General features: G+C 75.3%; 18 protein-coding genes. 14 read left to right on the top strand and 4 right to left on the bottom strand.

Going from position 1 to position 23,148, the window contains the following annotated elements; all coding sequences use genetic code 11:
• Positions 1–16: 16 nt before the first annotated feature.
• The 4 genes from SJY06_RS06280 to SJY06_RS06295 all read left to right on the top strand — a co-directional run bounded on the left by SJY06_RS06280 (position 17) and on the right by SJY06_RS06295 (position 5,109).
• A complete protein-coding gene (locus SJY06_RS06280; RefSeq protein WP_380165721.1) occupies positions 17–1,252 on the top strand; it encodes a ubiquitin-like domain-containing protein in 1,236 nt (411 codons plus the stop codon).
• A gap of 50 nt (positions 1,253–1,302) precedes the next feature.
• A complete protein-coding gene (gene rsmA / locus SJY06_RS06285; RefSeq protein WP_380165723.1) occupies positions 1,303–2,178 on the top strand; it encodes a 16S rRNA (adenine(1518)-N(6)/adenine(1519)-N(6))-dimethyltransferase RsmA in 876 nt (291 codons plus the stop codon).
• A gap of 18 nt (positions 2,179–2,196) precedes the next feature.
• Positions 2,197–3,147, top strand: a complete 951-nt coding sequence (locus SJY06_RS06290) for a 4-(cytidine 5'-diphospho)-2-C-methyl-D-erythritol kinase (protein WP_380165725.1) — start codon at positions 2,197–2,199, stop codon at positions 3,145–3,147.
• Between the two features lie 75 nt (positions 3,148–3,222).
• Positions 3,223–5,109 (top strand): ABC-F family ATP-binding cassette domain-containing protein, encoded by a 1,887-nt coding sequence (locus SJY06_RS06295; protein ID WP_380165727.1) that lies wholly within the window; start codon positions 3,223–3,225, stop codon positions 5,107–5,109.
• Here SJY06_RS06295 and SJY06_RS06300 read toward each other — a convergent pair.
• Positions 5,058–5,651: a hypothetical protein gene (locus SJY06_RS06300; RefSeq protein ID WP_380165729.1), complete on the bottom strand. Its 594-nt coding sequence runs from the start codon at positions 5,649–5,651 to the stop codon at positions 5,058–5,060. The genes SJY06_RS06295 and SJY06_RS06300 overlap by 52 nt on opposite strands.
• An 8-nt stretch (positions 5,652–5,659) precedes the next feature.
• On the opposite strand from SJY06_RS06300, the gene SJY06_RS06305 reads away from it, so the two are divergent.
• Complete coding sequence (locus tag SJY06_RS06305) at positions 5,660–6,076, top strand: hypothetical protein (RefSeq protein WP_380165731.1); 417 nt, start codon at positions 5,660–5,662, stop codon at positions 6,074–6,076.
• Positions 6,077–8,364: 2,288 nt separating this feature from the next.
• On the opposite strand, the gene SJY06_RS06310 is transcribed toward SJY06_RS06305, so the two are convergent.
• Both SJY06_RS06310 and SJY06_RS06315 read right to left on the bottom strand, forming a co-directional pair.
• A complete protein-coding gene (locus SJY06_RS06310) occupies positions 8,365–8,904 on the bottom strand; it encodes a MarR family winged helix-turn-helix transcriptional regulator (protein ID WP_380165733.1) in 540 nt (179 codons plus the stop codon).
• A 31-nt stretch (positions 8,905–8,935) separates the two neighbouring features.
• Positions 8,936–9,649, bottom strand: coding sequence for a TetR family transcriptional regulator (locus SJY06_RS06315; RefSeq protein ID WP_380165735.1), 714 nt, complete (start codon positions 9,647–9,649; stop codon positions 8,936–8,938).
• 239 nt (positions 9,650–9,888) lie between these two features.
• Between SJY06_RS06315 and glmU the strand changes: the two genes are divergently transcribed.
• Genes glmU through SJY06_RS06335 form a run of 4 tightly spaced genes read left to right on the top strand, consistent with a single transcriptional unit; the run spans position 9,889 to position 15,558 of the window.
• Positions 9,889–11,397, top strand: coding sequence for a bifunctional UDP-N-acetylglucosamine diphosphorylase/glucosamine-1-phosphate N-acetyltransferase GlmU (glmU, locus tag SJY06_RS06320; RefSeq protein ID WP_380165737.1), 1,509 nt, complete (start codon positions 9,889–9,891; stop codon positions 11,395–11,397).
• Positions 11,394–12,380 carry a ribose-phosphate diphosphokinase gene (locus SJY06_RS06325; RefSeq protein ID WP_380165739.1) on the top strand — a complete coding sequence of 329 codons (987 nt, stop codon included), beginning with the start codon at positions 11,394–11,396 and terminating at the stop codon, positions 12,378–12,380. Before glmU ends, SJY06_RS06325 begins: the two co-directional genes overlap by 4 nt.
• Positions 12,377–13,876 (top strand): lipopolysaccharide biosynthesis protein, encoded by a 1,500-nt coding sequence (locus SJY06_RS06330; RefSeq protein WP_380165741.1) that lies wholly within the window; start codon positions 12,377–12,379, stop codon positions 13,874–13,876. The genes SJY06_RS06325 and SJY06_RS06330 overlap by 4 nt, the downstream gene beginning before the upstream one ends.
• Positions 13,873–15,558: a hypothetical protein gene (locus SJY06_RS06335; RefSeq protein ID WP_380165743.1), complete on the top strand. Its 1,686-nt coding sequence runs from the start codon at positions 13,873–13,875 to the stop codon at positions 15,556–15,558. Before SJY06_RS06330 ends, SJY06_RS06335 begins: the two co-directional genes overlap by 4 nt.
• Positions 15,559–15,694: 136 nt before the next feature.
• On the opposite strand, the gene SJY06_RS06340 is transcribed toward SJY06_RS06335, so the two are convergent.
• A complete protein-coding gene (locus SJY06_RS06340; protein WP_380165745.1) occupies positions 15,695–16,678 on the bottom strand; it encodes a glycosyltransferase in 984 nt (327 codons plus the stop codon).
• 242 nt (positions 16,679–16,920) lie between these two features.
• On the opposite strand from SJY06_RS06340, the gene SJY06_RS06345 reads away from it, so the two are divergent.
• From SJY06_RS06345 to SJY06_RS06365, 5 genes are all read left to right on the top strand, one after another.
• Complete coding sequence (locus tag SJY06_RS06345) at positions 16,921–17,583, top strand: 50S ribosomal protein L25/general stress protein Ctc (RefSeq protein ID WP_380165747.1); 663 nt, start codon at positions 16,921–16,923, stop codon at positions 17,581–17,583.
• 34 nt (positions 17,584–17,617) lie between these two features.
• Positions 17,618–18,214, top strand: a complete 597-nt coding sequence (gene pth / locus SJY06_RS06350) for an aminoacyl-tRNA hydrolase (protein ID WP_380165749.1) — start codon at positions 17,618–17,620, stop codon at positions 18,212–18,214.
• Between the two features lie 135 nt (positions 18,215–18,349).
• Positions 18,350–19,957 (top strand): sugar transferase, encoded by a 1,608-nt coding sequence (locus tag SJY06_RS06355; RefSeq protein WP_380165751.1) that lies wholly within the window; start codon positions 18,350–18,352, stop codon positions 19,955–19,957.
• Between the two features lie 255 nt (positions 19,958–20,212).
• Positions 20,213–21,847 (top strand): sugar transferase, encoded by a 1,635-nt coding sequence (locus SJY06_RS06360; protein WP_380165755.1) that lies wholly within the window; start codon positions 20,213–20,215, stop codon positions 21,845–21,847.
• A gap of 69 nt (positions 21,848–21,916) precedes the next feature.
• Positions 21,917–22,984 (top strand): hypothetical protein, encoded by a 1,068-nt coding sequence (locus SJY06_RS06365; protein WP_380165757.1) that lies wholly within the window; start codon positions 21,917–21,919, stop codon positions 22,982–22,984.
• Positions 22,985–23,148: the final 164 nt, after the last annotated feature.

Here is a 23,148-nt window from a genome sequence, read left to right on the forward strand (position 1 = left end):
AGCAGGTGGTCTCTTCTTGACGCTCTCCCTCACTCCTGTGGTCCGCGCCGTGGCGCGTCCCACCCGCCTCGTCGCCGCAGCGCAGGCCGCGGTCCTCACCCTCCTGGTCGCCGGCGTCGCCGGTTGGACCGTCCTGGACCGCACCGTCACCCTCGAGGTCGACGGTCAGGCCGAGCAGGTCCGCATCCTCGGCAGCGAGGTGGACGACGTCCTCGCCGCCGCCGCGATCGAGGTCGGCGACCGCGACCTGGTGTCGCCCGCCCTCGGCGAGACCGTGGCCGACGGCGAGAAGGTCACCGTCCGCTACGCCCGCCAGCTCACCGTGGCCGACCCGGCCGGCGACGAGCGCACCTTCTGGACCACCGAGCTCACGGTCGACGACGCCCTCGCCGCCGCCGGCCTGCGTCACGAGGACGCCTGGCTGTCCGCCTCGCGCTCGGCCAGCATCGGCCGCAGCGGGCTGTCGCTGACGATGAGCGTACCCAAGGACGTCACGGTCGTCGCCGACGGCGAGACCCAGGAGGTCACCTCCCCGGCCCCGACCGTCGCCGACCTGCTCGACGAGCTCGGGCTCACCGTCGGTGCCGAGGACCGGCTCGAGCCGGCTCCGGAGACCGTCGTGACCGCGGGGCAGACCGTCACCGTCCAGCGCGTCACGACCGACGAGGTCGTCGAGACCGAGGTCGTCGAGCACGAGACCCGCACGGTCTCCGACGACGACCTGTTCGAGGACGAGGACGAGGTCCGCGAGTCGGGCAGCGACGGCGAGCTGAGCGTCACCTACCGGGTCGTGCTCGTCGACGGCAAGGAGGAGTCCCGCGAGGAGACCGGCCGCGAGGTCACCACCGAGCCGGTCGACCGGGTCGTCGCCGAGGGCACCAAGGAGCGCCCGGCCCCCGAGCCGGAGCCCGAGCCCGAGCCCGAGGCGCGCAGCTCCTCCGGGTCGTCCGGGTCCTCCGGCTCGTCGGGTGGCGGGTCGTCCAGCCCGGCCCCGGCCAGCTCGGGCAGCACCGACTCGCTCAACTGGGCCGCGCTGGCCCAGTGCGAGTCCGGCGGCAACCCCACGATCGTCAGCAGCAACGGGCTCTACCACGGGCTCTACCAGTTCAGCACCTCCACTTGGCAGGCCATGGGCGGCTCCGGCAACGCCAGCGACGCCTCGCCGTCGGAGCAGACCTCCCGCGCCAAGGCCCTGTACGACGCCGCCGGCGTCGGCCAGTGGCCCCACTGCGGGCCCCGGCTCTACAGCTGAGTACCGGCACCGGTCCTCCGGCGACCGGCAGCCGCGGCCCCGACCCCCTCGTGGGGCTCGGGGCCGCGGCCGTGCGTGCCCTCGCGGCGCGGCACGGCATCAACCCGACCAAGAGCAAGGGCCAGAACTTCGTCATCGACGTCGGCACGGTGTCGCGGATCGTGCGCCTGGCCGGGGTGCAGCCCGGGGACGTGGTGCTCGAGGTGGGGCCCGGCCTGGGCTCGCTGACCGTCCCGCTGCTGTCGGCCGGCGCCCACGTGGTCGCCGTCGAGCTGGACGACCGCCTGGCCGCGGCCCTGCCGGGCACGGTCGAGGCGCACCTGCCCGACGCGGTCGACCGGCTGCACGTGGTGCGGGGCGACGCCACCCGGGTGGCCGGGCTCGACCTGCCCCTGGCCCCGACGAGGTTCGTGGCCAACCTGCCCTACAACGTCGCGGTGCCGCTGCTGCTGGAGGTGCTGGAGGACGTGCCGACGGTGGTCGACGGCGTGGTCATGGTGCAGTCCGAGGTCGCCGACCGGCTCTGCGCCGGCCCGGGCGGGCGGGTCTACGGCGTGCCGTCGGTCAAGCTGGCCTGGTACGCCGCGGCCCGCCGGGTCGGGTCGGTGGCCCCCAGCGTGTTCTGGCCCGTGCCCCGGGTGGATTCCGGGCTGGTCGGCTTCACCCGGCACGACCCGCCCGTGGCGACCGACGCGCGGGCCGCGGTGTTCGCCACGGTCGACGCGGCGTTCGGCCAGCGGCGCAAGACGCTGCGGCAGAGCCTGGCCCCACGGGCGGGGTCCGCCGCCCTCGCGCAGCAGGCGCTCGAGGCCGCCGGGGTCGACCCGTCGACCCGCGCGGAGCGTCTCGGCGTGGCCGAGTTCGCGGCCGTCGCCGAGGCGCTGACCAGGGCCGGGGTCGCACCGGGGCGCGCTACCGAGCAGTAGGCCCTAGCCTCGGAGGCCATGGGTACCCGGACGAGCGTCACCGTGCGGGCTCCCGCCAAGATCAACCTGCAGCTGTCCGTGGGGGAGCCCGCGGCCGACGGCTTCCACCCCCTCGCCACCGTGTTCCAGGCCGTGGGTCTGCACGACGAGGTGACGGCCGTGCCCGCACCCGGCGGCACGTTCACCTGCGAGGTCAGCGGCGTCGACGCGGCCATGGTGCCGTGCGACAGCAGCAACCTCGCGGTGCGCGCGGCCCGTGCGCTCGTGGCCGCGGCCGGCCCGGAGACCGCCCCCCGGCTGGGGGTGCACCTGTCGATCCGCAAGCAGATCCCGGTGGCCGGGGGCATGGCGGGCGGCTCAGCCGACGCCGCGGCCGCGCTGCTGGCCTGCGACACGCTGTGGGGCCTGGACCTCGACCGGGCCCAGCTGACCGACCTGGCCGCCGGGCTGGGCTCCGACGTGCCGTTCTCGCTCCTCGGAGGCACGGCCGTGGGCCTGGGCCGGGGTGACCGGCTGACCCCGGCGCTGGGCCGGGGGTCGTGGCACTGGGTGCTGCTGGTGTCCCGCTCGAGCCTGTCCACGCCGGCGGTCTACCGCGAGCTGGACCGGCTGCGCGCAGGCCGCCTGCTGGTCGAGCCGCGGGTGTCGGAGCCCCTGATGCAGGCGCTGCGCTCCGGCGAGGCCAACGCGCTGGGGGCCGCGCTGCACAACGACCTGCAGCACGCCGCGGTGTCGCTGCTGCCCGAGCTGGACCAGCTGCTGGAGCACGTCCGGGACCACGAGCCGGCCGGGGTGCTGGTGTCGGGGTCGGGGCCGACGGTGGCCGTGCTCGCCGAGGACGACCAGCACGCGGCCGAGCTGGCCGTGGCGCTGGCCGACGCACCCGGCGTCTCCCGCGTGCTGCGCGCGTCCGGCCCGGTGCACGGCTGCCGGATCGTGGACCCCGGGGTGCGCGGCGTCGCTCCCTGACCCCGGCGCCTGAGACCCTGGAGCCCTGAGAGCCCGGCGTCGAGCCGGGGCCGACCGACCCCACGGAGCCCAGCTGTGCCCAACCTCGTCAACTGCACCGGCGTGCACGTCGCGCTGCCCGACCGGGTGCTGCTGGATGACGTGTCGCTCGGGGTCGACGACGGCGACCGCATCGGGGTGGTGGGCCGCAACGGCGACGGCAAGTCGACCCTGCTGCGGGTGCTGGCCGGCACGGGGGACACCCACGCGGGGCGGGTGGCGGTACGCGGCGGCGTCCGGCTCGGCATGCTCGACCAGCGCGACCGCCCGACGGGCGACACCGTGGCCGACGTCGTGCTGGGCGAGCGCGCGGCCGACGCGCACACCTGGGCCGGCGACGCCCGGGTCCGCGACGTGGTGGCCGGTCTTCTCGGCGGCACCGACGCGGCCGGGGTCGGCGGGATGGACGCCCGCACCGACGAGCTGTCGGGCGGGCAGCTGCGGCGGGTGGCGCTGGCCGCCGTCCTGGTCGAGGACCCGGACCTGCTGCTGCTGGACGAGCCCACCAACCACCTGGACGTCGACGGCGTCGCCTGGCTGGCGCAGCACCTGCTGGCCCGGGCCGCGTCCGGCCGGGGCGGCCTGGTCGTGGTCACCCACGACCGCTGGTTCCTCGACGAGGTGTGCACCCGCACCTGGGAGGTCCACGACGGCACCGTCGACGCCTACGAGGGCGGGTACGCCGCGTGGGTGCTGGCCCGCGCCGAGCGCGAGCGGATGTCGCAGGTCACCGAGGAGCGCCGGCAGAACCTGATGCGCAAGGAGCTGGCCTGGCTGCGCCGCGGCGCCCCGGCCCGCACCAGCAAGCCCAAGTTCCGGATCGAGGCGGCCACGGTCCTGATCGCCGACGAGCCGCCGCCGCGCGACACCGTGGCGCTGCAGAAGCTGGCCGCGGTCCGGCTCGGCAAGGACGTGGTGGACGTCGAGGACGTCCGGGTCGACCACCCGCGCGGCGGCGACGTGCCGCTGCTCACCGACGTCACCTGGCGGCTGGCGCCCGGCCAGCGGGTGGGCGTCGTCGGCGCCAACGGGGCGGGCAAGACCACCCTGATGCGGCTGCTGACCGGCCAGCGGCAGCCCGACGGCGGGCGGGTCAAGCGCGGCAAGACGGTCCGTGCCGCCATCCTCACCCAGGACCTGGCCGAGCTGGACGAGGTGTCGCACCTGCGGGCCGTGGAGGCCGTGGAGCAGGTCGCCCGCACCGTGGACGTGGGCGGAAAGGAGATGACCGCCTCGCAGCTGGTCGAGCAGCTGGGCTTCCCCAAGCAGCGGCAGTGGACCCTGGTCGCGGACCTGTCCGGCGGGGAGCGTCGCCGGCTGCAGCTGCTGCGGCTGCTGCTGGACCAGCCCAACCTGCTGCTGCTGGACGAGCCCACCAACGACCTGGACACCGACTCCCTGGCCGCGATGGAGGACGTGCTGGACTCCTTCGCCGGGACGCTGGTCGTGGTCAGCCACGACCGCTACCTGCTGGAGCGGCTCTGCGACACCCACGTCGGCCTGGTCGGCGACTCCCGGCTGCGGGACCTGCCGCGCGGGGTGGAGGAGTACCTGCAGCGCCGACGCGCCCTGCAGGCCGGCGGTGCGGCGGACAGCTCGTCGGGCAGCAGCGCGAGCACCGGCCGGGGCGGGACGACGGGCGGGGCGGCGGGCGGACCCGCCGGCGCCGCGGCCTCGAACGGGTCGGGGCCGACGCCCTCGGCCGCGGACCTGCGGGCCGCCCGCAAGGACCTGGCCCGGCTGGAGCGGCGCCTGGCCCGGCTGGACGAGCAGGAGCGGAGCCTGCACACCGACCTCGCGGCGCACGCCACGGACCCGGCGCGGGTGGTCGACCTGGACGCCCGGCTGCAGGCGGTGCTCGCCGAGAAGGATCAGGTCGAGGCGGAGTGGCTCGAGCTGGCGGAGACCGCCGAGGGCGCCTGAGCCGACGTCCCCGCCTGAGCCGACGTCCCCGCCTGAGCCGGTGCCCCCGCCCGGGTCGGCGACCCGGCCTGGGTCGGTGTCCCCGCCGGGGCCGGGGCCGCCCCCGCGGGCGGCCTCCGGTCCGAGGAACGGTCGCCCGCCACCCGGCCCGCGAGCAGCAGCAGCAGCACGCACAGCAGCAGGGACGCGGCCCCGGCGCCGAGCAGGGTCGCGGGCAGCGACGTCGGGACGCCCAGGTGCACGGTCAGCCCGAGGATCCGGGACAGCCCGCCCGGCACGACCTGCAGCTCGTCGTTGAGCAGCGTCAGCAGCCGCTCCAGCCCGACCGTCGCGGTCAGCGCCCCCAGCCAGAGCGCGGCCGCGCCGGCCGCCGCGGCCGCCAGCGCCCCCGCCCGCAGCCGTCCCGCGGACCCCGGACCGGTCACCCCGCTCAGCGCCGGGGCGACCAGCGCCCAGACCAGGGCCGCGACGCCCGCCACCACGTAGGCGCCGCGCGCGGCGGGGTCGAGCCAGAAACCCGGCCCAGGCCCCGGTCGGTCCACGCCAGGCGGTGGCCAGCAGCAGCGGCAGCACGCCGACCAGCTGCGGTCCGGCGACCACGGCCAGGCCCGGTGCGGGGCGGGCGCGACGGCTGCCGGCCGTGGCCGCCGCGACCGCACCGACGGCACCGGCCAGCGCGGTGGCCAGGGCCACGCCCAGGTACAGCGGCGAGGTCAGCGCCCCGAACGCGGCGTGGGCGCCCGCCACCACCACCAGCGGGACCGCCACGGCCAGGGCCCGGTCACGCGGTCCGGCCGCGGACCAGCCCGCCCGGTCCAGGCGCCAGGGTCGCAACGCGGTCCGGCGCAGCAGCGGCAGCAGCACCAGCGCCAGGACCGTCAGGCCCAGCAGCCCGCGCGCCAGCCAGCGCGAGGCCGGCTCCCCGGCCAACCGGTCCAGCCCGGTGTCGGCGGCGGCGAACTCGTAGGGCGGCAGGTCCAGGTCCCCGGTCCAGGTCAGCTCGTGCGCGGCCACGCGCTCGGCGTAGGTCCGGGCCGCGGCCAGGTGGGCCTGCCGGGCGGCCTCGTCCCCGGTGTCGAGCCACTCGTAGCCGCGCAGCATCGCCTCGCGGTAGCTGCCCAGGGTCAGGAACAGGTCCCGCTCGTAGGCCAGGGACCGGCTGAGCTGCTCGTGCTGGTCCGGGTCGGTGAACGTGGCCGGGTCCAGGCCGGCCAGCGTGGCCTGCATGGCCTCGACCTGGGCGACCGCGTCGTCGCCCCCGGCCACGGCCTCGTCGATCCGCCCGCGCGAGGCCTCGTACAGCGCCGACCACGTGGCGGTGTCCCCGCCGACCAGGTCCCACTTGAAGATCCACAGCATGGGTGGCGGCTCCAGGCCGAAGGCCCGCACCTCCTGCTCGGCGAAGGGCTCGACGTACAACCCGGCGAGGACGGCCTGCCGGGACGCCGCGAACACCTCCGACAGCCCCGCGACGGTCTGCGGGTCCTGGCTGTACGTGCGGCGCAACCAGGTCCGCTCCATGGCCGCCAGGTCGGCGTCGGGGTCCCACGCCAGGCGGGCCGACGTCCACACCTGCAGGTCGTACAGCTGCCACTCGCCCGTGGTCAGGTACAACGACATCGGCCCCGCCCGCTGCGGCCCGCCGCCCTGGGTCCACACCCACACCCCCTCCAGGGCGGGGTTGGCCGCGCGCACCTGCTGCAGGGCGGCGGCGTGGTCACCGGTCGTGTCGTTGGGGAACGCGCTGAACCCCTCGAACTCCCGCCGGGCCTGGATCTCGACGATGCGCGGCTGCGGGCCCGCCAGCAGCGTGGGGTTCAGCGGCAGCCAGGAGTCGAAGTCACCGGCGACGAACTTGGTCGACACCACCAGGTTGTCCACGCCCTGCGCGGGGCCCAGGTCGCCCAGCACCCGGTCGTAGGTGTCCGGGGACGTGTGCAGGTCGCCGACCTCGCCCACGCCGACGGTCCAGCTGCGCAGGTACACGTCGGCGTCGTGGGCGGCCGCCACGTCGGTGAAGGCGGCCAGCATGGTGCGGACCTGCTCGTCCTCGGTCACCTCCAGGGCGGAGTAGTAGTCCCAGCCGTCGAGGTTGTAGATCGCCCCCGCCTCGCCGACCCGGATCATCATCCCGTCGACGAACGGCAGCTCGGCCAGCAGCTCGTCGGCCGCGGCGCGGTACACGTCCCACAGCGCGTCGGAGTCCGCGTCCAGCCCGCCCGGCAGCGTGGTCAGGTACGCCTCGAGCGGCTCGGTCAGGGCCAGCATGTCGGTGACCATGACGACGTCCATGCCCATGGTGTCGGCGTAGGCCCACATCGCGCCGACCTGCTCGCGCATGGCCAGGGCGCGCTCGCGGTAGGGGCTGCCGGGCGGGTACACCGCGTCGCCGTCCTCGACGCCGGCGAAGGTCACGTACTCCAGGAACCCGGGCACGACCACGCCGTCGTAGCCGTAGGCCACCATCCGGTCGACGTAGGTGCGCCACTGCTGGTCGACCTCGGCCAGCGCCACCGGGTCCAGCCACGGCTCCTGGGCCAGGACCACGTCGGCCAGCGCCCCCGAGGCGTGGACGTAGTCGTCCTGGGCGGCGTAGGCGACCGGGTCGGGCGTGATGCCCACGGCCCCGGTGTCGACGAAGCGGCGGCCCAGGGCGGGCTCGACCGTCGTGGGGCCCGCGGCCACGTCCTGCCAGCCCTGCCCCCCGTCGACGTGGTCGGCGAGCTGGAACAGCCCCGCGGCCAGACCGCGCCGGTCGGCCGCCATGACCCGCACGGCCGAGCCGTCGCGCGACAGCTCGTAGGCCTCGGGCTGCCCCGAGGTCTGGCCCGCCGTCCCCGGCACCAGCTCCGCGGTCAGGCTCGCCGCCCCGGCCGGCACGTCGGCGTCGGTGCTGCTGCCGGTGCTGCGGCCGGTGCTGACGGTGGCCCCCGCGGCCTCCAGCGACGCCGTGACGTTCGCGACGGCCAGGTCCACCAGCGGGTCCCCGGCCGCGGGCACCGACAGCAGCACCTGCTCGGGCGCGGGAACGGCCGCCACCGGGTCCACGCCCGCACGTTCCGACGCGACCAGGGGGTCCTTGTCCCGGAACGACACCGCGAGGAAGTCGTCGACGGCACCGACCCCCACGGCCCCCAGGGCCAGCGAGCCGGTCACCAGCAGCGCAGCGACGCGTGCCGTTCCCCCGATGTGCACCGGATCATCCTGCGCCTCCGGACCCCGGGCGTCCAGCGCCCCGACCCGGCCGTCACGGCCTCAGCGCGGGGTGGGGAGGTCCGGGGGCGTCTCGAAGGGCCGGACCAGCGTCCGCAGCAGGTCCGCCAGCCGGTCCCGGTCCCGCCGCGGCATGCCGGCCAGGAACGACGCCTCCCGCTCCAGCAGGGCCGCCATGGCCGCGTCGACCAGACCCCGACCCGCCTCGGTCAGCTCGACGACGACGAGGCGTCGGTCGCTGGGGTCCGCGCGACGCGCGACCAGGCCGCGGCCCGCCAGCCGGTCGATCCGGTTGGTCATGGTGCCGCTGGTGACAAGGGTCTGCGGCAGCAGCTGCGAGGGCGTCAGCGCGTGCGGCGGGCCCTGCCGGCGCAGCGCGGCCAGCACGTCGAACTCCCACCGCTCCAGGTCGTGGGCCTCGAACGTGGACGCCCGGGCCCGGTCCAGGTGGTGGGCCAGCCGGGTCACCCGCGACAGCACCTCCAGCGGGGCCACGTCCAGGTCCGGCCGGACCCGGGCCCAGGCCGCGACGATGCGGTCGACCTCGTCCTCGCCGTGCGCCGGTGGTGCGTCAGCCCCCATGCCGGACGACCCTACTGGCGGGTGCGGGGGCCTAGCGCGACGTGAGCCGGGGCTTGGCGTCCAGGCCCGACAGCCCGTTCCAGGCCAGGTTGACCAGGTGGGCGGCGACCTCGGCCTTTTTGGGCCGGCGCTGCTCCAGCCACCACTGCCCGGTCATGGCCACCATGCCCACGAGCATCTGGGCGTACATCGGGGCGCTCCTGCGGTCGAAGCCGCGGGCCGCGAACGCGTCGACCAGCACGTGCTCGACCTGCGTGGCCGTGTCACCGAGCAGGCTGGAGAACGTGCCCGTGGACTGGGCGACGGGGGAGTCGCGCACCAGGATCCGGAAGCCGTCGGTGCTGGCCTCGATGTAGTCCAGCAGCCCGATGGCCGCACCCTCCAGCAGCACGCGGGGGTGGGCGTCGGCGGTCAGCTCGCGCGTGATGATGGCCAGCAGCTGCTGCACCTCGCGGTCCACCACGACGGCGTACAGGCCCTCCTTGCCGCCGAAGTGCTCGTAGACCACCGGCTTGGACACCTTGGCCGCCGCGGCGATCTCCTCGACGCTGGTGCCCTCGAAGCCCTTGTCGGCGAACAGCCGACGACCGACGTCCAGCAGCTGCTCGCGTCGCTGGGTCCCCGTCATCCGGGAGCGCCGCGACACCCGGGCCCGGCCCGAGCCGCTGTCGCTGATGACCAGACGGGCAGGGTCCGGCGCAGGGCTGTCGTGGGTGACGGGCTCCTTGTCCCGTGCGTCGGTCACGGACCCAGTGTGCCGGTGACCGGCGCCGTCGCCCGCACCGCCGGGGGCACGGCAGACTGGGCGCCGTCCCGCCACCGCGCGGTCCGCCCTGGTGTAACGGCAGCACGCCGGCCTTTGGAGCCGTGCAGTCCCCGTTCGAATCGGGGGGGCGGAGCCCGGTCGCGGGGGAGAGGCAGGCGGTCGGGACCGATAGAGTCCGGACCGTCCTCGCCGCCGCGCACCACCCTGGAGGCCACCCCGTGCCCGACGCCACCACCGACGCTCCCTGCGAGGCGGTCGTCGTCCTCGCCGCAGGCCAGGGCACCCGGATGCGGTCCGCCACGCCGAAGGTCCTGCACCGGATCGGTGGCCGGTCCCTGCTGGGGCACGCCCTGGCCGCCGCGGCCCCGCTGGCGGCCGGGGCGACCGTGGTCGTCGTCCGGCACGACCGCGACCAGGTGGCCGAGCACGCCGCCCAGGTGCTGCCGGAGGTCGTCGTCGCCGACCAGGACGAGGTGCCCGGCACCGGTCGCGCCCTGTGGTGCGGCCTGCAGGCCCTCGACGCGGCCCGCGCCGCCGCCGGCCTGCCGGAGCTCGACGGGCGGGTGCTGGTGACCTACGGCGACGTGCCGCTGATCACCCGTCGGACGCTGGCCGGCCTGCTGGCCGCCGACCCGGGGGCCGCCGTCAGCGTGCTCACCGCCGTGCTGGACGACGCCACCGGCTACGGCCGGGTGCTGCGCGACGCCTCGGGCGAGGTGAGCGGGATCGTCGAGCACAAGGACGCCGACGAGGCGCAGCGGGCCGTGCGCGAGATCAACACCGGCGTCTACGCCCTGGACCTGGCGCTGTGCCGGCAGGTGCTGCCGGACCTGCGGGCGGCCAACGCCCAGGGCGAGCAGTACCTGACCGACGTGATCGCCCACGCCCGCGAGCGCGGCCTGCGCGTGGTGGCCGTCGCGGCCGACGACCCCACCGAGGTGGACGGCGTCAACGACCGGGTGCAGCTGGCCGCCGCCGGCGCCCGGCTGAACGCGCGCGTGCTCGAGGCCCACATGCGGGCCGGGGTCGGCGTCGTCGACCCGGCCACCACCTGGGTCGACGTGGACGTCGAGCTGGCCCAGGACGTCACGCTGCTGCCCGGCACGCAGCTGCACGACGGCACGGTCGTGGCCGCGGGGGCCGTGGTGGGCCCGGACACGACCCTGACCCGCTGCCGGGTCGGCGCCGGCGCCCAGGTGGTGCGCACCCACGGCAGCGACGCGGTGGTCGGCCCGGCCGCCACCGTCGGGCCGTTCGCCTACCTGCGACCGGGCACCGACCTGGGCGAGCGCGGCAAGATCGGCACCTTCGTCGAGACCAAGAACGCCACCATCGGCGCGGGCTCCAAGGTGCCGCACCTGTCCTACGTGGGCGACGCCACGATCGGCGTCGGCTCGAACATCGGCGCGGCCTGCGTGTTCGTCAACTACGACGGGGTGACCAAGAGCGCCAGCGTCATCGGCGACCACGTCCGGATCGGCTCGGACAACATGCTCATCGCCCCGCTGGTCGTCGGTGACGGCGCCTACACCGCCGCCGGCGCCGTGCTCCGCAAGGACGTGCCCCCCGGCGCGCTGGCCATGTCGGTCGCGCCGCAGCGCATCACCGAGGGCTGGGTGGCGAGCAAGCGCGCCGGGACCCCCTCGGCCGAGGCCGCGGCCCGCGCCGGCGCCCCCGACCCGCACGACGGCACCACCCCCACCGACAGCCAGGGAGCCACGCGATGATCCCCATCACCTCGACGCCGGAGAAGCGCCTGGTGCTGGTCAGCGGGCGTGCCCACCCCGCCCTGGCCAAGGAGGTCGCCGAGTCCCTCGGGGCCGACATCGTCAGCACGACGGCCTACGACTTCGCCAACGGCGAGATCTACGTCCGCTTCGCCGAGAGCGTGCGCGGCTGCGACGTGTTCGTGCTGCAGTCGCACACCGCCCCCATCAACCAGTGGCTCATGGAGCACCTGCTCATGGTCGACGCGCTCAAGCGCGCCTCGGCCAAGCGGGTCACCGTGGTGGCGCCGTTCTTCGGCTACTCCCGGCAGGACAAGAAGCACCGCGGCCGCGAGCCCATCAGCTCCCGGCTGATGATGGACCTGTTCAAGACCGCCGGCGCCGACCGGATCATCAGCGTCGACCTGCACGCGGCCCAGATCCAGGGCTTCTTCGACGGCCCGGTCGACCACCTGTGGGCCCTGCCGCTGCTCGCCGACTACGTCGGCACCCGGGTCGACAAGCAGCAGCTGACGATCGTCAGCCCCGACATGGGCCGGGTCCGGGTGGCCGACGTCTGGTCCGACCGGATGGGCGCGCCGCTGGCCATCGTCCACAAGCGCCGCGACCCCAACGTGCCCAACAAGGTGCAGGTGCACGAGATCGTCGGCTCCGAGCACGTCGAGGGCCGGCACTGCCTGCTGATCGACGACATGATCGACACCGCCGGCACCATCGTCCAGGCCGCCGAGGCCCTCAAGGCGCAGGGCGCCGCCACGATCATCGTCGCGGCCACCCACGCGATCCTGTCCGGCCCGGCGGTGCAGCGGCTGACCAACTCGCCCATCGACGAGGTCGTCGTCACCAACACCCTGCCGATCACCCCGGACAAGCACTTCGACCGGCTCACCGTGCTGTCCATCGCGCCGCTGCTGGCCCGCGCCATCCGCGAGATCTTCGACGACGGGTCCGTGACCAGCCTGTTCGAGCCGCACAGCGGTTGAGCCGCGACGACGCCCCCGACGGCACGACGCCGCCCGCACCGTCGCTGCGGGAGCAGGCGGTCGACGGGGTCTTCTGGTCGGTGGTCCAGCGGTGGCTGGTGCGGTTCAGCACCATCATCGCCTTCGTCGTCCTCGGGCGGCTGCTCACCCCGGTCGAGTTCGGGCTGGTGGCGCTGGCGATGGCCGTCGTCACGGTCCTCACGGTGTTCACCGACGCCGGGTTCAGCACCTGGCTGATCCAGCACAAGCGGCTGGACGGGGTCGCCACCAGCACCGCGTTCTGGATCTCCCTGGCGCTCGGGGTGCTGCTGGCCGTGCTGCTGGCCGTGACGGCCGGGGCCGCGGCCGAGGCCCTCGGGAGCCCCGAGCTGACCCCGGTGCTGCAGGTGCTGTCCGTCTCGCTGGTCCTGGCGGGACTGTCCAGCGTCCCGGCCGCCCTGCTGCAGCGCGAGCTGCGGTTCCGGGAGCTGGCCATCCGCCAGGTCCTCGCCACCGGGCTGTCGGTGATCGCCGCCGTCGCCCTCGCGTTCGCGGGGGCGGGGGTGTGGGCGCTGGTGGCCCAGACGCTGGTCCGCCTGGTCGTCTCGACCGTGGCGCTGTGGCTCACGACCGACTTCCGGCCCCGGCTCGAGTTCTCGGGGACCGAGGCCAAGGACGCAATCGGGTTCGGCAGCAAGTCCGTCGGCGCCCAGCTGGGGTTCGCGTTCCGGGAGCAGGGCGAGTCCTTCGTCATCGGGGTCGTCCTGGGCACGGTCTCGCTGGGCTTCTGGACCATCGCGGCCCGAGTGGTCAACGTCGTGGTCGAGCTGTGCGCGTCGGCGATGGGGGCGGTCGCGTACCCGCTGTTCGCCCAGCTGCAGAACGACCGTGACCGTCTGAACACCGCGTTCGCGCGGACCATGTCGGCCCAGGCGATCGTGCTGGCCCCGGTGATGGTGGCGATGTCGCTGGCCAGCACCGACCTGGTGCCGCTGGTGTTCGGGTCCCGGTGGGAGACGTCGGCGGCCATCGCTGCGGTGCTGTCGGCCGGGACGCTGTTCGTGGGGCTGTCCGGGCTGCAGCGCGGCATCCTGATGGGCACCGGTCACGCCGGCACCGAGCTCTGGGTCACGATCGTCACCGTCGTCGGGCAGATCGGGATCATCCTCCTGCTGGCCGGGGACGGCCTGCTCGCGATCGCCTACGGGGTGTCGGCGTGGGGGCTGGCGGTCTTCCTGCTGCGCTGCGTCGTGGTCTCGCGGCTGCTGGGGGTCAGGGCCCCGGCGTACGCGCAGACGGCTGCGGTCCTGCTGGCCGGCGGTCTGGCCGCCGGGGCGGTGCTGCTGGTGCACGTGCTCGCCCAGCCGCAGGACCTGCTGTGGCTGCTGACCGTCGCGGTGGTCGGGGGCGGGGTGTTCCTGCCGGCGGCCTGGCTGCTGGCCCGGCCCACCTGGCGAGAGCTCACGGGGTCCGTCCTGGACGCCGTCCGTCGCCGCCGCCACCGGAAGGCCGCATGAGCGGCGCCGGGCCCGGCCACGGCGCCGGAGCGACCGTGGACGTGCTGCTGGACGAGCGGCCGGTCGGGTACGTCCTGGCGCACCGGCTGCGTCGCGCCGGGCTCGCCGCCGTCGACGCCGAGGTGCTGGTCGAGGCGCGGGAGCAGGCCCGCCGGCTGACCCGGTCACGGCACGGGGCCGGGGCCACGTCCGGGCAGCTGGCCGCGCAGACCGTGGACCTGCTGGGCGCCGACCCCGCGCTGGTCCGGCCGTGGACCGCGCTCGAGGACGAGGTCGCACGGCTGACCACCACGCCCCTGCCCGTCGGGCACGAGGAAGCGCCCGGGGTCGACCGGCTCCGGGCGGCGGTGCGCCCCACCCGCTACGAGCGGCTGCTGCAGGAGCACGCCCCGGCCACGGCCGGCATGTCCGCGCTGCTGGCGGGCGCCTCGAGGCTCGCCCGCCTGGAGCTGCTCGCCGCGGAGCCCGGTCTGCCCCCCGCCCGGTCGGACGTGGTGTGCGGAGCAGCCGGACCGCTGCTGGCCGGGTACGTGCTGTGGTGCCTGCGCCAGGCCGAGCGCGCCGGGGCCCGACGGGTCTACTTCCTGGCCCGCGACGGCGAGATCCTGCTCCGGATGGCCCGTCACCTGGCCGCGGGCGCCGGGCTCGACCTGGACCTGCGCTACCTCGAGGGCAGCCGCCGGGCGTGGCTGCTGCAGTCGGTGGCCGGGCCGGGCGGGCGGGACGTGCTGGCCGCGGTCCTGGGTCGTGACGAGAAGGTCACCGTGCACAACTGCCTGGCCTGGCTCGGGGTGCAGCCGCGGACCGTGTCCGCCGCGCTGGCCGCCGCCGGTCTGCCCGAGCCGACCTGGGACACGCACCTGGGGCCCCAGCGGCTCGGGGTGCTCCTGGACGTCATGGTGTCGCCCGAGGTCCTGGCCCTCGCCGGAGGCGAGGACGCCGACGCGGCCGCCCGGTACCTCGCGCAGTCCGGCCTGCAGGACGGAACCCCGTACGCGCTGGTCGACGCCGACGGCCGGGGCAGCGTCGGACGCCTGCTGGCAACCCTGGTCCGAGGCGTCGGTGGGTCGCTGCCCGCCGTCGAGTGCTACCTCACCCTCAACGGGCCCGTGCACGATGCGCCCGGCCGCAACCTGCGGGGCTACCTGCACGACGAGTGGCGGGGCCTCGGCACGGCGCGGACCACGGACCTGTGGGTCGCGATGGAGGTGTTCACGGCCGCGGAGCACGGCCGGGTCGAGGGCTACCGCCTGGTCGACGGCGCCGCGGAGGCCGTGCACGGCCCCGTCGTCGGCGACCTGGCCGGCTGGGGGCTGGGTCAGGTGCGCGACGGCCTCGAGCGCTACGCGGCCGTGCTCGGGCCACTGCTCCCGCTGCTCGGCCCCGCCCTGGACTGCCGGGTCGCGACGCACGCCGCCGTGCTGGAGTTCTGGGAGCGGCCCACGCCCGCCGAGGTCCGGGCCTGGGGGGACTTCCCGTTCGAGTCCGACGCCGACACCTACCTGCTGGCCGAGCCGTTCACCACCCGCGAGGTGTGGGCGTCGGTGCGGGAGCGTCGCCTCCGGTTCCGCCGCCGCGGCACCTGGCCCGCCGGCACGCTGCACAGCTCCCCGTGGCCGGTCCGGCTGGTCCGTCGCGCTGCGGACGACGCGCGGTCCCTGCGCCGTCGCCTCCGTCCCTGAGTCGACGCAACGGCACCTCGCGTCGGATCCCCACCGACGCGACGGCACCTCGCGTCGGATCCCCACCGACGCGACGGCACCTCGCGTCGCATAGACCGCCACAGTGTGCCGTTGCGTCGGAACGGGGGCGGGCGGGTCAGGCGGCGGCCTGGCGGACGCCTCGGCGCAGCTCCAGGCGGCGGACCAGGCGGGCGCCGGGCATCTCCACCGCGCGCAGACCCAGCCGGGACGCCGCGGTCGTCAGGGTCGCCAGCACCGCGAGCAGGACGGGCAGGACCCGTGGGTGCTCCAGCACGGCGACGGCGGCGGCGGCCGGAAGGCCCGGCCCGCCGGGGGCGGTGCTGGACAGGTCGTAGGCCGGCAGCACGTCGGGGTGCAGCTGGTGCAGCTCGTACCGGCCGGCACCCTGGCGGCGGGCGTCGCGGCGGAATGCGGGCATCGACCGGTGGTGCTCGTGGCTGGACCGCAGCGACCGGTCGAACCGGCCGCGCAGGCCCGCCTTGCGGCAGCGGATCCCGAAGTCGCTGTCCTCGTGGTAGGTCCCGACGAACTCCGGCGAGGCGAACGGCACGCGGGCCAGCTGCTCGCGGCGCACCGACAGGTTGCCGCCCCACAGCCGCATCAGGACCTGCTCCGGGTCCCGCTCGACGACCGTGCAGTTCGCCTCGTACTCGGCGGCGTAGAGGACCGTCGCGAAGGCCCCGCGGGTGCCCGTCGGCGGCAGCCGGGTCGGCATGTAGCCCAGGACCACCAGGTCGTCCGCGTCGGCGTGGTGCCGGGCGTGCCCGGTCACCAGGCCCGGGGCGGCCACCACGTCGTCGTCGACCATGAGGACCACGTCACCGGTGGCCAGGTCGATCCCGTGCTGGCGGGCCGCGGCCGGGCCCTGGTTCGGGGTGAGGACCGGCACGAGCGAGGCGTGGCGCCGGGCCAGGTCCTGCAGCAGCTCGTAGGACCCGTCGTCGCTGCCGTCGACCACCACGACGACCTGCGTGGCGGCGGGGTCGGCCAGCAGCGGGGCGAGCACGGCCTCCAGCCCGTCGCGCCGGCGGAACGTGGGGACCACCACCGACACGGTGGGCAGCCCCGACGTGGTCCCCCTCGCGTGGTCGCTGGTCAAGCAGGGCCTCCTCGGCACGGTCCCGGGTCGGTCCCCGGCGGCCGAGGATAGCCGCGGTCGTCCGGGCCCTCGCGCCGGCGTCAGCGCCCCGGTCCCGACCTCGGGTAGTCTGGGGCAGTTGTCACGGCGAGGGACCGCTGGTCCGTCATCGACGCGGCGCGTGGTGATCGCGCCCGCCGGTGTGGGCTCGCGGACCCGTGCCGCACGCGTACACCTGACCCACCAGCCGAGGAGCCCCCACCGTGTCGTCCGCCGAGATCCACCTGTCCGCCGAGTCCCGCCACGAGTTCGGCAAGGGCGCCGCGCGCCGGCTGCGTCGTGCCGACCGGGTGCCCGCCGTCGTCTACGGCCACGGCGAGGACCCGCTGCACCTGTCGCTGCCCGGCCACGAGACCATGCTGGCCCTCAAGCACCGCAACGCCGTGCTGACCCTGGACGTCGAAGGGACCGAGCACCTGGCCTTCGCCAAGTTCGTCCAGCGCGACCCCATCAAGGGCTTCATCGAGCACGTCGACTTCGTCACCGTCCGCCGCGGCGAGAAGATCCAGGTCGACGTGGCCGTCGTCACCCACGGCGACCCGATCGGCGGCACCGTGGTGACCGTCGAGCACAACACCATCGCCGTGCTGGCCGACGCCATGAACCTGCCCGAGAGCGTCGACATCGACGTCGAGGGCTTCGAGGCCGGCCACTCCGTGCTGGCCAAGGACGTCAAGCTGCCCGCCGGCGTCGAGCTGGTCACCGACCCCGAGTCCATCGTCGTCAACGTCACCGAGACCCGCCTCGAGGCGGCGCTCGAGGCCGCCGAGCTCGAGGTCGGGGCCGGTGCGACCGCCGCCGCGGCCGCCGCCGTCGAGGACGAGGCGGCCCAGGAGGACGCCAAGCGCGAGGACTCCGAGTCCTGACCCTGCACCGCAGGGGACGGCCCGGGCCGACGGCATGAGCGAGCAAACCTGGCTCGTCGTCGGCCTGGGCAACCCCGGGCCCCGGTACGCCGGCACCCGGCACAACATCGGCCAGGTGGTCGTCGACCAGCTGGCCGGCACCGAGCGGTTCAGGTCCTCCTCCCGGGCCCAGGCCGTGGTCTGCGAGACGCGGCTCGGCACCGCCCCCGGGGGAGCCCCCGGCCCCCGCGTCGTGCTGGCCAAGCCGACGACGTACATGAACGTGTCCGGTGCGCCCGTCGCCGGCCTGGCCCGGTACTTCGGCGTCGACGTCGAGCAGGTGGTGGTGGTCCACGACGAGCTCGACATCGACCTGGGCCGGCTCAAGCTCAAGCGCGGCGGCGGCGAGGGCGGGCACAACGGCCTGCGCTCGGTGTCGCAGAGCCTGGGCAGCAAGGACTACGTCCGGGTGCGCTGCGGCATCGGCCGTCCGCCCGGCCGGCAGGACCCGGCCGACTACGTGCTGACCGGCTTCGCCAAGCGGGAGCAGCCCGAGGTGGAGCTGCTCGTGGTCGACGCCGCCGACGCCGTCGAGGCGGTCATCACCGAGGGCCTCGAGGCGGCTCAGCTGCGCTTCCACACCCGCGCCTGAGCCCGGCCCGCGCCCGGTCGGGTGGAGTTGTACGAACCGCCGGTCACGGTGCTCCTGAGCCGCATACAGTCGGGATCCTCCAAGGCTCCGAGGCCGAGACCACCCGGCACGACACAGCGGTGAGGACCCCACCAGATGACCGAGCGCTCCGTCTCGCGCGACCAGCCGGACGCGTCGCAGGAGCCCGGGGCCTGGACCGAGCCCGGTCTCGTGGGTCCTGACGCCGACCGCGACGGTGCGGGCGCCGGCGACGGTGCCGGTCCGCTCACCCGTGAGGCGGCGGTGGCCCGCGAGGTGGCCCCGCCCCGCCCCCGGGCGCTCCGGGAGACCGAGCCCGGCCGCCGGCCGCTGGTGGACGAGGCCCCGGGCGGGCTGCGGCGCCTGGACGCGTCGGTCGCCGCGCTGGTGGCCCTGCTCGGGGTGGGCGTCGCGGCCCCGGTGACGGCGGTCCCGCTGTCGGCCGTGCCGCCGGCGACGCTGCTGCTGGTGCCCCTCGTCGCGGCGGCCTGGGTCCTGGCCCTCGGCCTCGCCCGGGCCTACGAGCCGCGGTTCCTGTGGTCGGGCAGCGCCGAGGGCCACCGGGTCGTGGCCGCCGGCGGCGGGCTCGCCGTCGTGGTGCTGCTGCTCGGCTGGCTGTGGCTGCCGCGCCCCCTGGCGCTGCCGTCGCTGGTCGCGGTCGGCGTGCTGGTCGTGGCCACGCTGGTGGCGCGCTGGCTGGTCCGGGTCGCCTCGCAGCGACGGCACCGGGCCGGCATGGTGCGGGTCCGGGTGCTCGCGGTCGGTCCGGCCGAGGACGTCCGCATCGTCAGCGCCCGCATCGACCGCAACCGCTACCACGGCTGGAAGGTCGTCGCGGCGTGCACGCCCGACGGGGGACCCCGTGTGGACGGCCCGGTCCGCCTGGGCGGCCCGGCCGACGTCGTGTCGGCCGCCTCCCGGGCCGGCGCCGACGTGGTGCTGCTCTGCCCCGGCACCAGCGTCAGCGACATCGAGGACCTGCGCCAGGTGCAGCAGCAGCTCGAGGTCGAGGGCCGGGAGCTCGCCATCGCCCCGCCGCTGGTCGAGGCGATCGGACCCCGGGTCAGCATCAGCTCGGTCTGCGGCCTGCCGGTGGTCAGGCTCGGCCTGCCCGAGCTGACCGGCCCGCGCCGGGCCATCAAGGCCGTGGCGGACCGGTCGGTGTCGGCGGCCGTCCTGCTGCTGCTCGGACCGTTGCTGCTGGGCGTCGCGGTCGCGGTCCGCCTGGACAGCAAGGGCCCGTCCCTGTTCCGCCAGGTCCGGGTGGGGCGCGACGGGGCCCCGTTCACCATGGTCAAGTTCCGGACCATGTACGTCGACGCCGAGGCGCGCAAGGCGGCCCTGAAGCAGGTCAACGAAGGCTCCGGGCTGCTGTTCAAGCTGCGCGAGGACCCCCGGGTGACCCGGGTCGGCCGGTTCCTGCGCCGCACGTCCCTGGACGAGCTGCCCCAGCTCGTCAACATCGTGCGGGGCGAGATGTCGTTCGTGGGACCGCGACCCAGCCTGCCCGACGAGGCCAGCTCCTACGACCCGTTCATCCGCCGCCGGCTGCTGGTCACGCCCGGCCTCACGGGGCTGTGGCAGGTCCACGGCCGCAGCGACCTGTCCTGGACGGAGTCCCGGCGCCTGGACGTGCGCTACGTCGAGAACTGGTCGCTGGGTTTCGACCTGTCGATCATGCTGCGAACGGTGGAGGCGGTCCTGCGCGGTCGAGGCGCGTACTAGGACGAGTCAGGCCGGACGAACCGGGCCACAAGGCGTGGACCGCCAGGAAACGGGCGTCAGGGTGCCTACCGTGGGTGACGACAGGTGGACGCTATGAAGTAGTTGTCCCGATGTTGTCTAACCGGGATCAGGGTGGGGGACTCCCCGGTTACCTTCTTTCAGAAGCGAGTACGCCAGCACGACGACCATCCCCCACCGTCCGCGCGGCTCAACGGAGATGCCGTTCCACTCCCAGTCAGCCGCCGGAGGCACGCCTTGTCCGAACGAACCATGCTGCGCCCGTCGCGCCGCCACCGCCCCTCGCGCGGTACCGACCACGTCATCGACCTGCGGGAGCGCGACCACCAGGTGCACCTGTCGGTCCGTGAGGCGCTGGCCACCCTGGACCACGAGTCCCGCCGGGACACCGGACGCGCCCCCGAGGTCCTCGAGCGGCCGTCCGCGCCGCAAGCGGCTCCGGCCGAGGCGCCGGCGACGGCTCCCGACCGCCCGAGCGCCGCGCACCCGGCCCCCCGGTTCCGGAGCCTGTCCGTGGCGGCGCTCGACGCCGGGGTGGCGGTCGCCATGGCGACCGCGGTGCTGCTGCGCCTCGTCACGCAGGGGACGATCTCCTGGGTCGAGCTGCTGCTCGCCCCGTTGTTCGGCGCCCTCTGGGTGGTCTGCCTCGTCGTGGCCCGGGCCTACGAGGAGCGCATCCTGTGGAGCGGCAACGAGGAGGTCCAGCGGGTGGGCGTCGGCGCCGCCCTGGCCGGGCTGTTCGTGCTCGGCGGGGGCTGGGTGTTCGCGCCCTCCTACCTGGCTGCGGCCGCCGTCGTGGCGCTCGGCGCGAGCCTGCTGGGGACCGTGGCGACCCGAGCCGTCGTCCGCTCGCGCGCCCAGGCCGCCAACCGGCGGGGCGCCGTCCGGCTGCGCGTGCTCGCGGTCGGCCCGGCCGCGGACGTCGCGGCCGTCACGACCCGGATCCACCGCAACGGCTACCACGGCTGGCACGTGGTCGACCAGGTCGTCCTGGACCCCGACGACGGCACGCCCCGCGGCCTGCACCGCGACGGCGGCCGCACCGACGTCGTCGTCCGGGCCCGCGACGCCGCGGCCGACGTCGTCATGTTCTGCCAGGGCACGTCCGTCACCGACCTGCAGGACCTGCGCCACACCCAGCGCGAGCTCGAGGCCGACGGCCGCGAGCTGGCCATCGCGCCCCCGCTGGTCGAGGCCATCGGCCCCCGGGTGACGGTCCCCACCGTGTGCGGCCTGCCCATCATCCGCATCGGCCACCCCGAGCTCAGCGGGTCGCGGCGCCTGGTCAAGGCCGCCGCCGACCGCACCGTCAGCGGCATCGCCGTGCTCGTGCTGCTGCCGTTCTTCGCCGTGGTCGCCGCGGCCGTGCGGCTCACCAGCCGCGGCCCGGCGTTCTTCACCCAGGAGCGGGTCGGCCTCGACGGCGAGCTGTTCACGATGGTCAAGTTCCGCACCATGCGGGTGGACGCCGAGACGACCAAGCAGGCCCTGCTCGACACCAACGAGGGCGCCGGCCCGCTGTTCAAGCTCAAGGCCGACCCCCGGGTCACGCGGGTCGGGTCGCTGCTGCGGCGCACGTCCCTGGACGAGCTGCCCCAGCTGTTCAACATCCTCAACGGCGACATGTCGTTCGTCGGCCCTCGTCCCGCGCTGCCCGTCGAGGTCGACCAGTACGACGACGTGGAGCGTCGTCGGCTGCTGGTCAAGCCCGGCCTGACGGGGCTCTGGCAGATCCACGGCCGCTCCGACCTGCCCTGGGCCGAGACCCGCCGCCTCGACGTCCGGTACGTGGAGAACTGGTCGCTCGGCTTCGACCTGTCCATCCTCACGCGTACCGTCGGTGCCGTGCTGCGAGCCCGTGGCGCGTACTGACCTTCCCGGCGACCCGAACCAGCCCGGCAGCCCGGACCAGGCCGACGACCCGCGAGAGGTGGTGCACCCATGACCATGACCGAGGAACGCAACCCCGACGGGACCGACGAGGTCGAGCAGGCTGCACCCGGCAGCCGCGGGGCGGGCTGGGTCCTGGGCGTCGCGTCCGGGTTGTTCGCGCTCGTCCTGGTGGGCGGCGCGGTGGTGTCGTCGCAGCGCAGCACCCCCGCGGAACCCGCCGCCGACGAGCCCGCCGTGGACGAACCGGTCGCCGAGGAGCCTGCGGTCGACCCGCCCGTCGCCGAGGACGAGGACGCCGCGGACCCGGCGCCCGAGGCCGCAGGCGATGAGCTGACCTGGGCCCCGCCCGAGCTGGTCGACCCCGAGCGGGTCCTCGTCACCGAGGACAACCGCAACCTCGAGCTCGACCCCGAGCGGGACTACGAGCTGGTGCTGCCCGACGAGCCGCTCGAGGTCGCGGGTGGCGTCACCGTGGTCGGCGGCCGCAACGTGGTCATGATCGGCGGCGAGATCAGCATCCCCGACTCCGGGGCCAGGGACGGCAACGACGTGCGGGCGGTCTACCTCAAGAACCAGACCGGCACCGTGCACATCGAGGGTCTCGCGATCACCGGCGAGGGTCTGGGCGAGGGGTTCAACCTGGACCAGCGCGAGGGCGCCGTCGTCCAGCTGCAGAACATCCACGTGGAGACGGTCCAGGGCACGCGGGAGGGCCACCACGCCGACCTGATCCAGACGTGGGCCGGCCCCCGGCAGCTGCTGGTCGACGGCCTCACCGGCTCGACGAGCTACCAGGGCTTCTTCCTGCTGCCGCAGCAGTTCGGCGAGCAGCCCGAGCCGGAGCTGTTCGACCTGCGCGACATCGACATCACCGGGGTCGAGGGCAGCGGCTACCTGCTGTGGCGCGACGAGAGCTCCTGGCCCATCTCCGTGGAGGACGTCCACGTGTCGCCGCAGTACGACACCGACGACCGCGGGGCGTTCCTGTGGCCCCGCGACGACGGCACCGGGTCGTGGGACGACGTCCGGTCGGGGGCCCCCGACGGCGGGTCCTTCGTCCCCGAAGGGCTGGCGGGCACGTCCTACCGCAGCCCCGGCTACGCCCCGGCGGGCTGACCGCCGCTCCGGCGACCGGGTGGCTCGGTGCGAGCCACCGCGCCGGGCAGGCCCCCCGGTTACCATTGGGCACCGACCCAGCCCCCGTCGAGCCCCCGACCGGGAGCACACCGCCCCGCCAGGCCGAGCCGGCCGGGGCCCGCCGCCCGGACACGGCGACGCCA

Origin of the sequence: Jannaschia sp. R86511, from assembly GCF_042466345.1 — a bacterium.
GTDB lineage: Bacteria > Actinomycetota > Actinomycetes > Actinomycetales > JBBAYJ01 > Aquipuribacter.

Excerpts from the sequence above, each read along its gene's own strand:
- SJY06_RS06290 (WP_380165725.1), top strand. The coding sequence starts at position 2,197 with ATGGGTACCCGGACGAGCGTCACCGTGCGGGCTCCCGCCAAGATCAAC.
- SJY06_RS06310 (WP_380165733.1), bottom strand. The coding sequence starts at position 8,904 with ATGGGGGCTGACGCACCACCGGCGCACGGCGAGGACGAGGTCGACCGC.
- SJY06_RS06325 (WP_380165739.1), top strand. The coding sequence starts at position 11,394 with ATGATCCCCATCACCTCGACGCCGGAGAAGCGCCTGGTGCTGGTCAGC.
- SJY06_RS06335 (WP_380165743.1), top strand. The coding sequence starts at position 13,873 with ATGAGCGGCGCCGGGCCCGGCCACGGCGCCGGAGCGACCGTGGACGTG.
- pth (WP_380165749.1), top strand. The coding sequence starts at position 17,618 with ATGAGCGAGCAAACCTGGCTCGTCGTCGGCCTGGGCAACCCCGGGCCC.
- SJY06_RS06355 (WP_380165751.1), top strand. The coding sequence starts at position 18,350 with ATGACCGAGCGCTCCGTCTCGCGCGACCAGCCGGACGCGTCGCAGGAG.
- SJY06_RS06365 (WP_380165757.1), top strand. The coding sequence starts at position 21,917 with ATGACCATGACCGAGGAACGCAACCCCGACGGGACCGACGAGGTCGAG.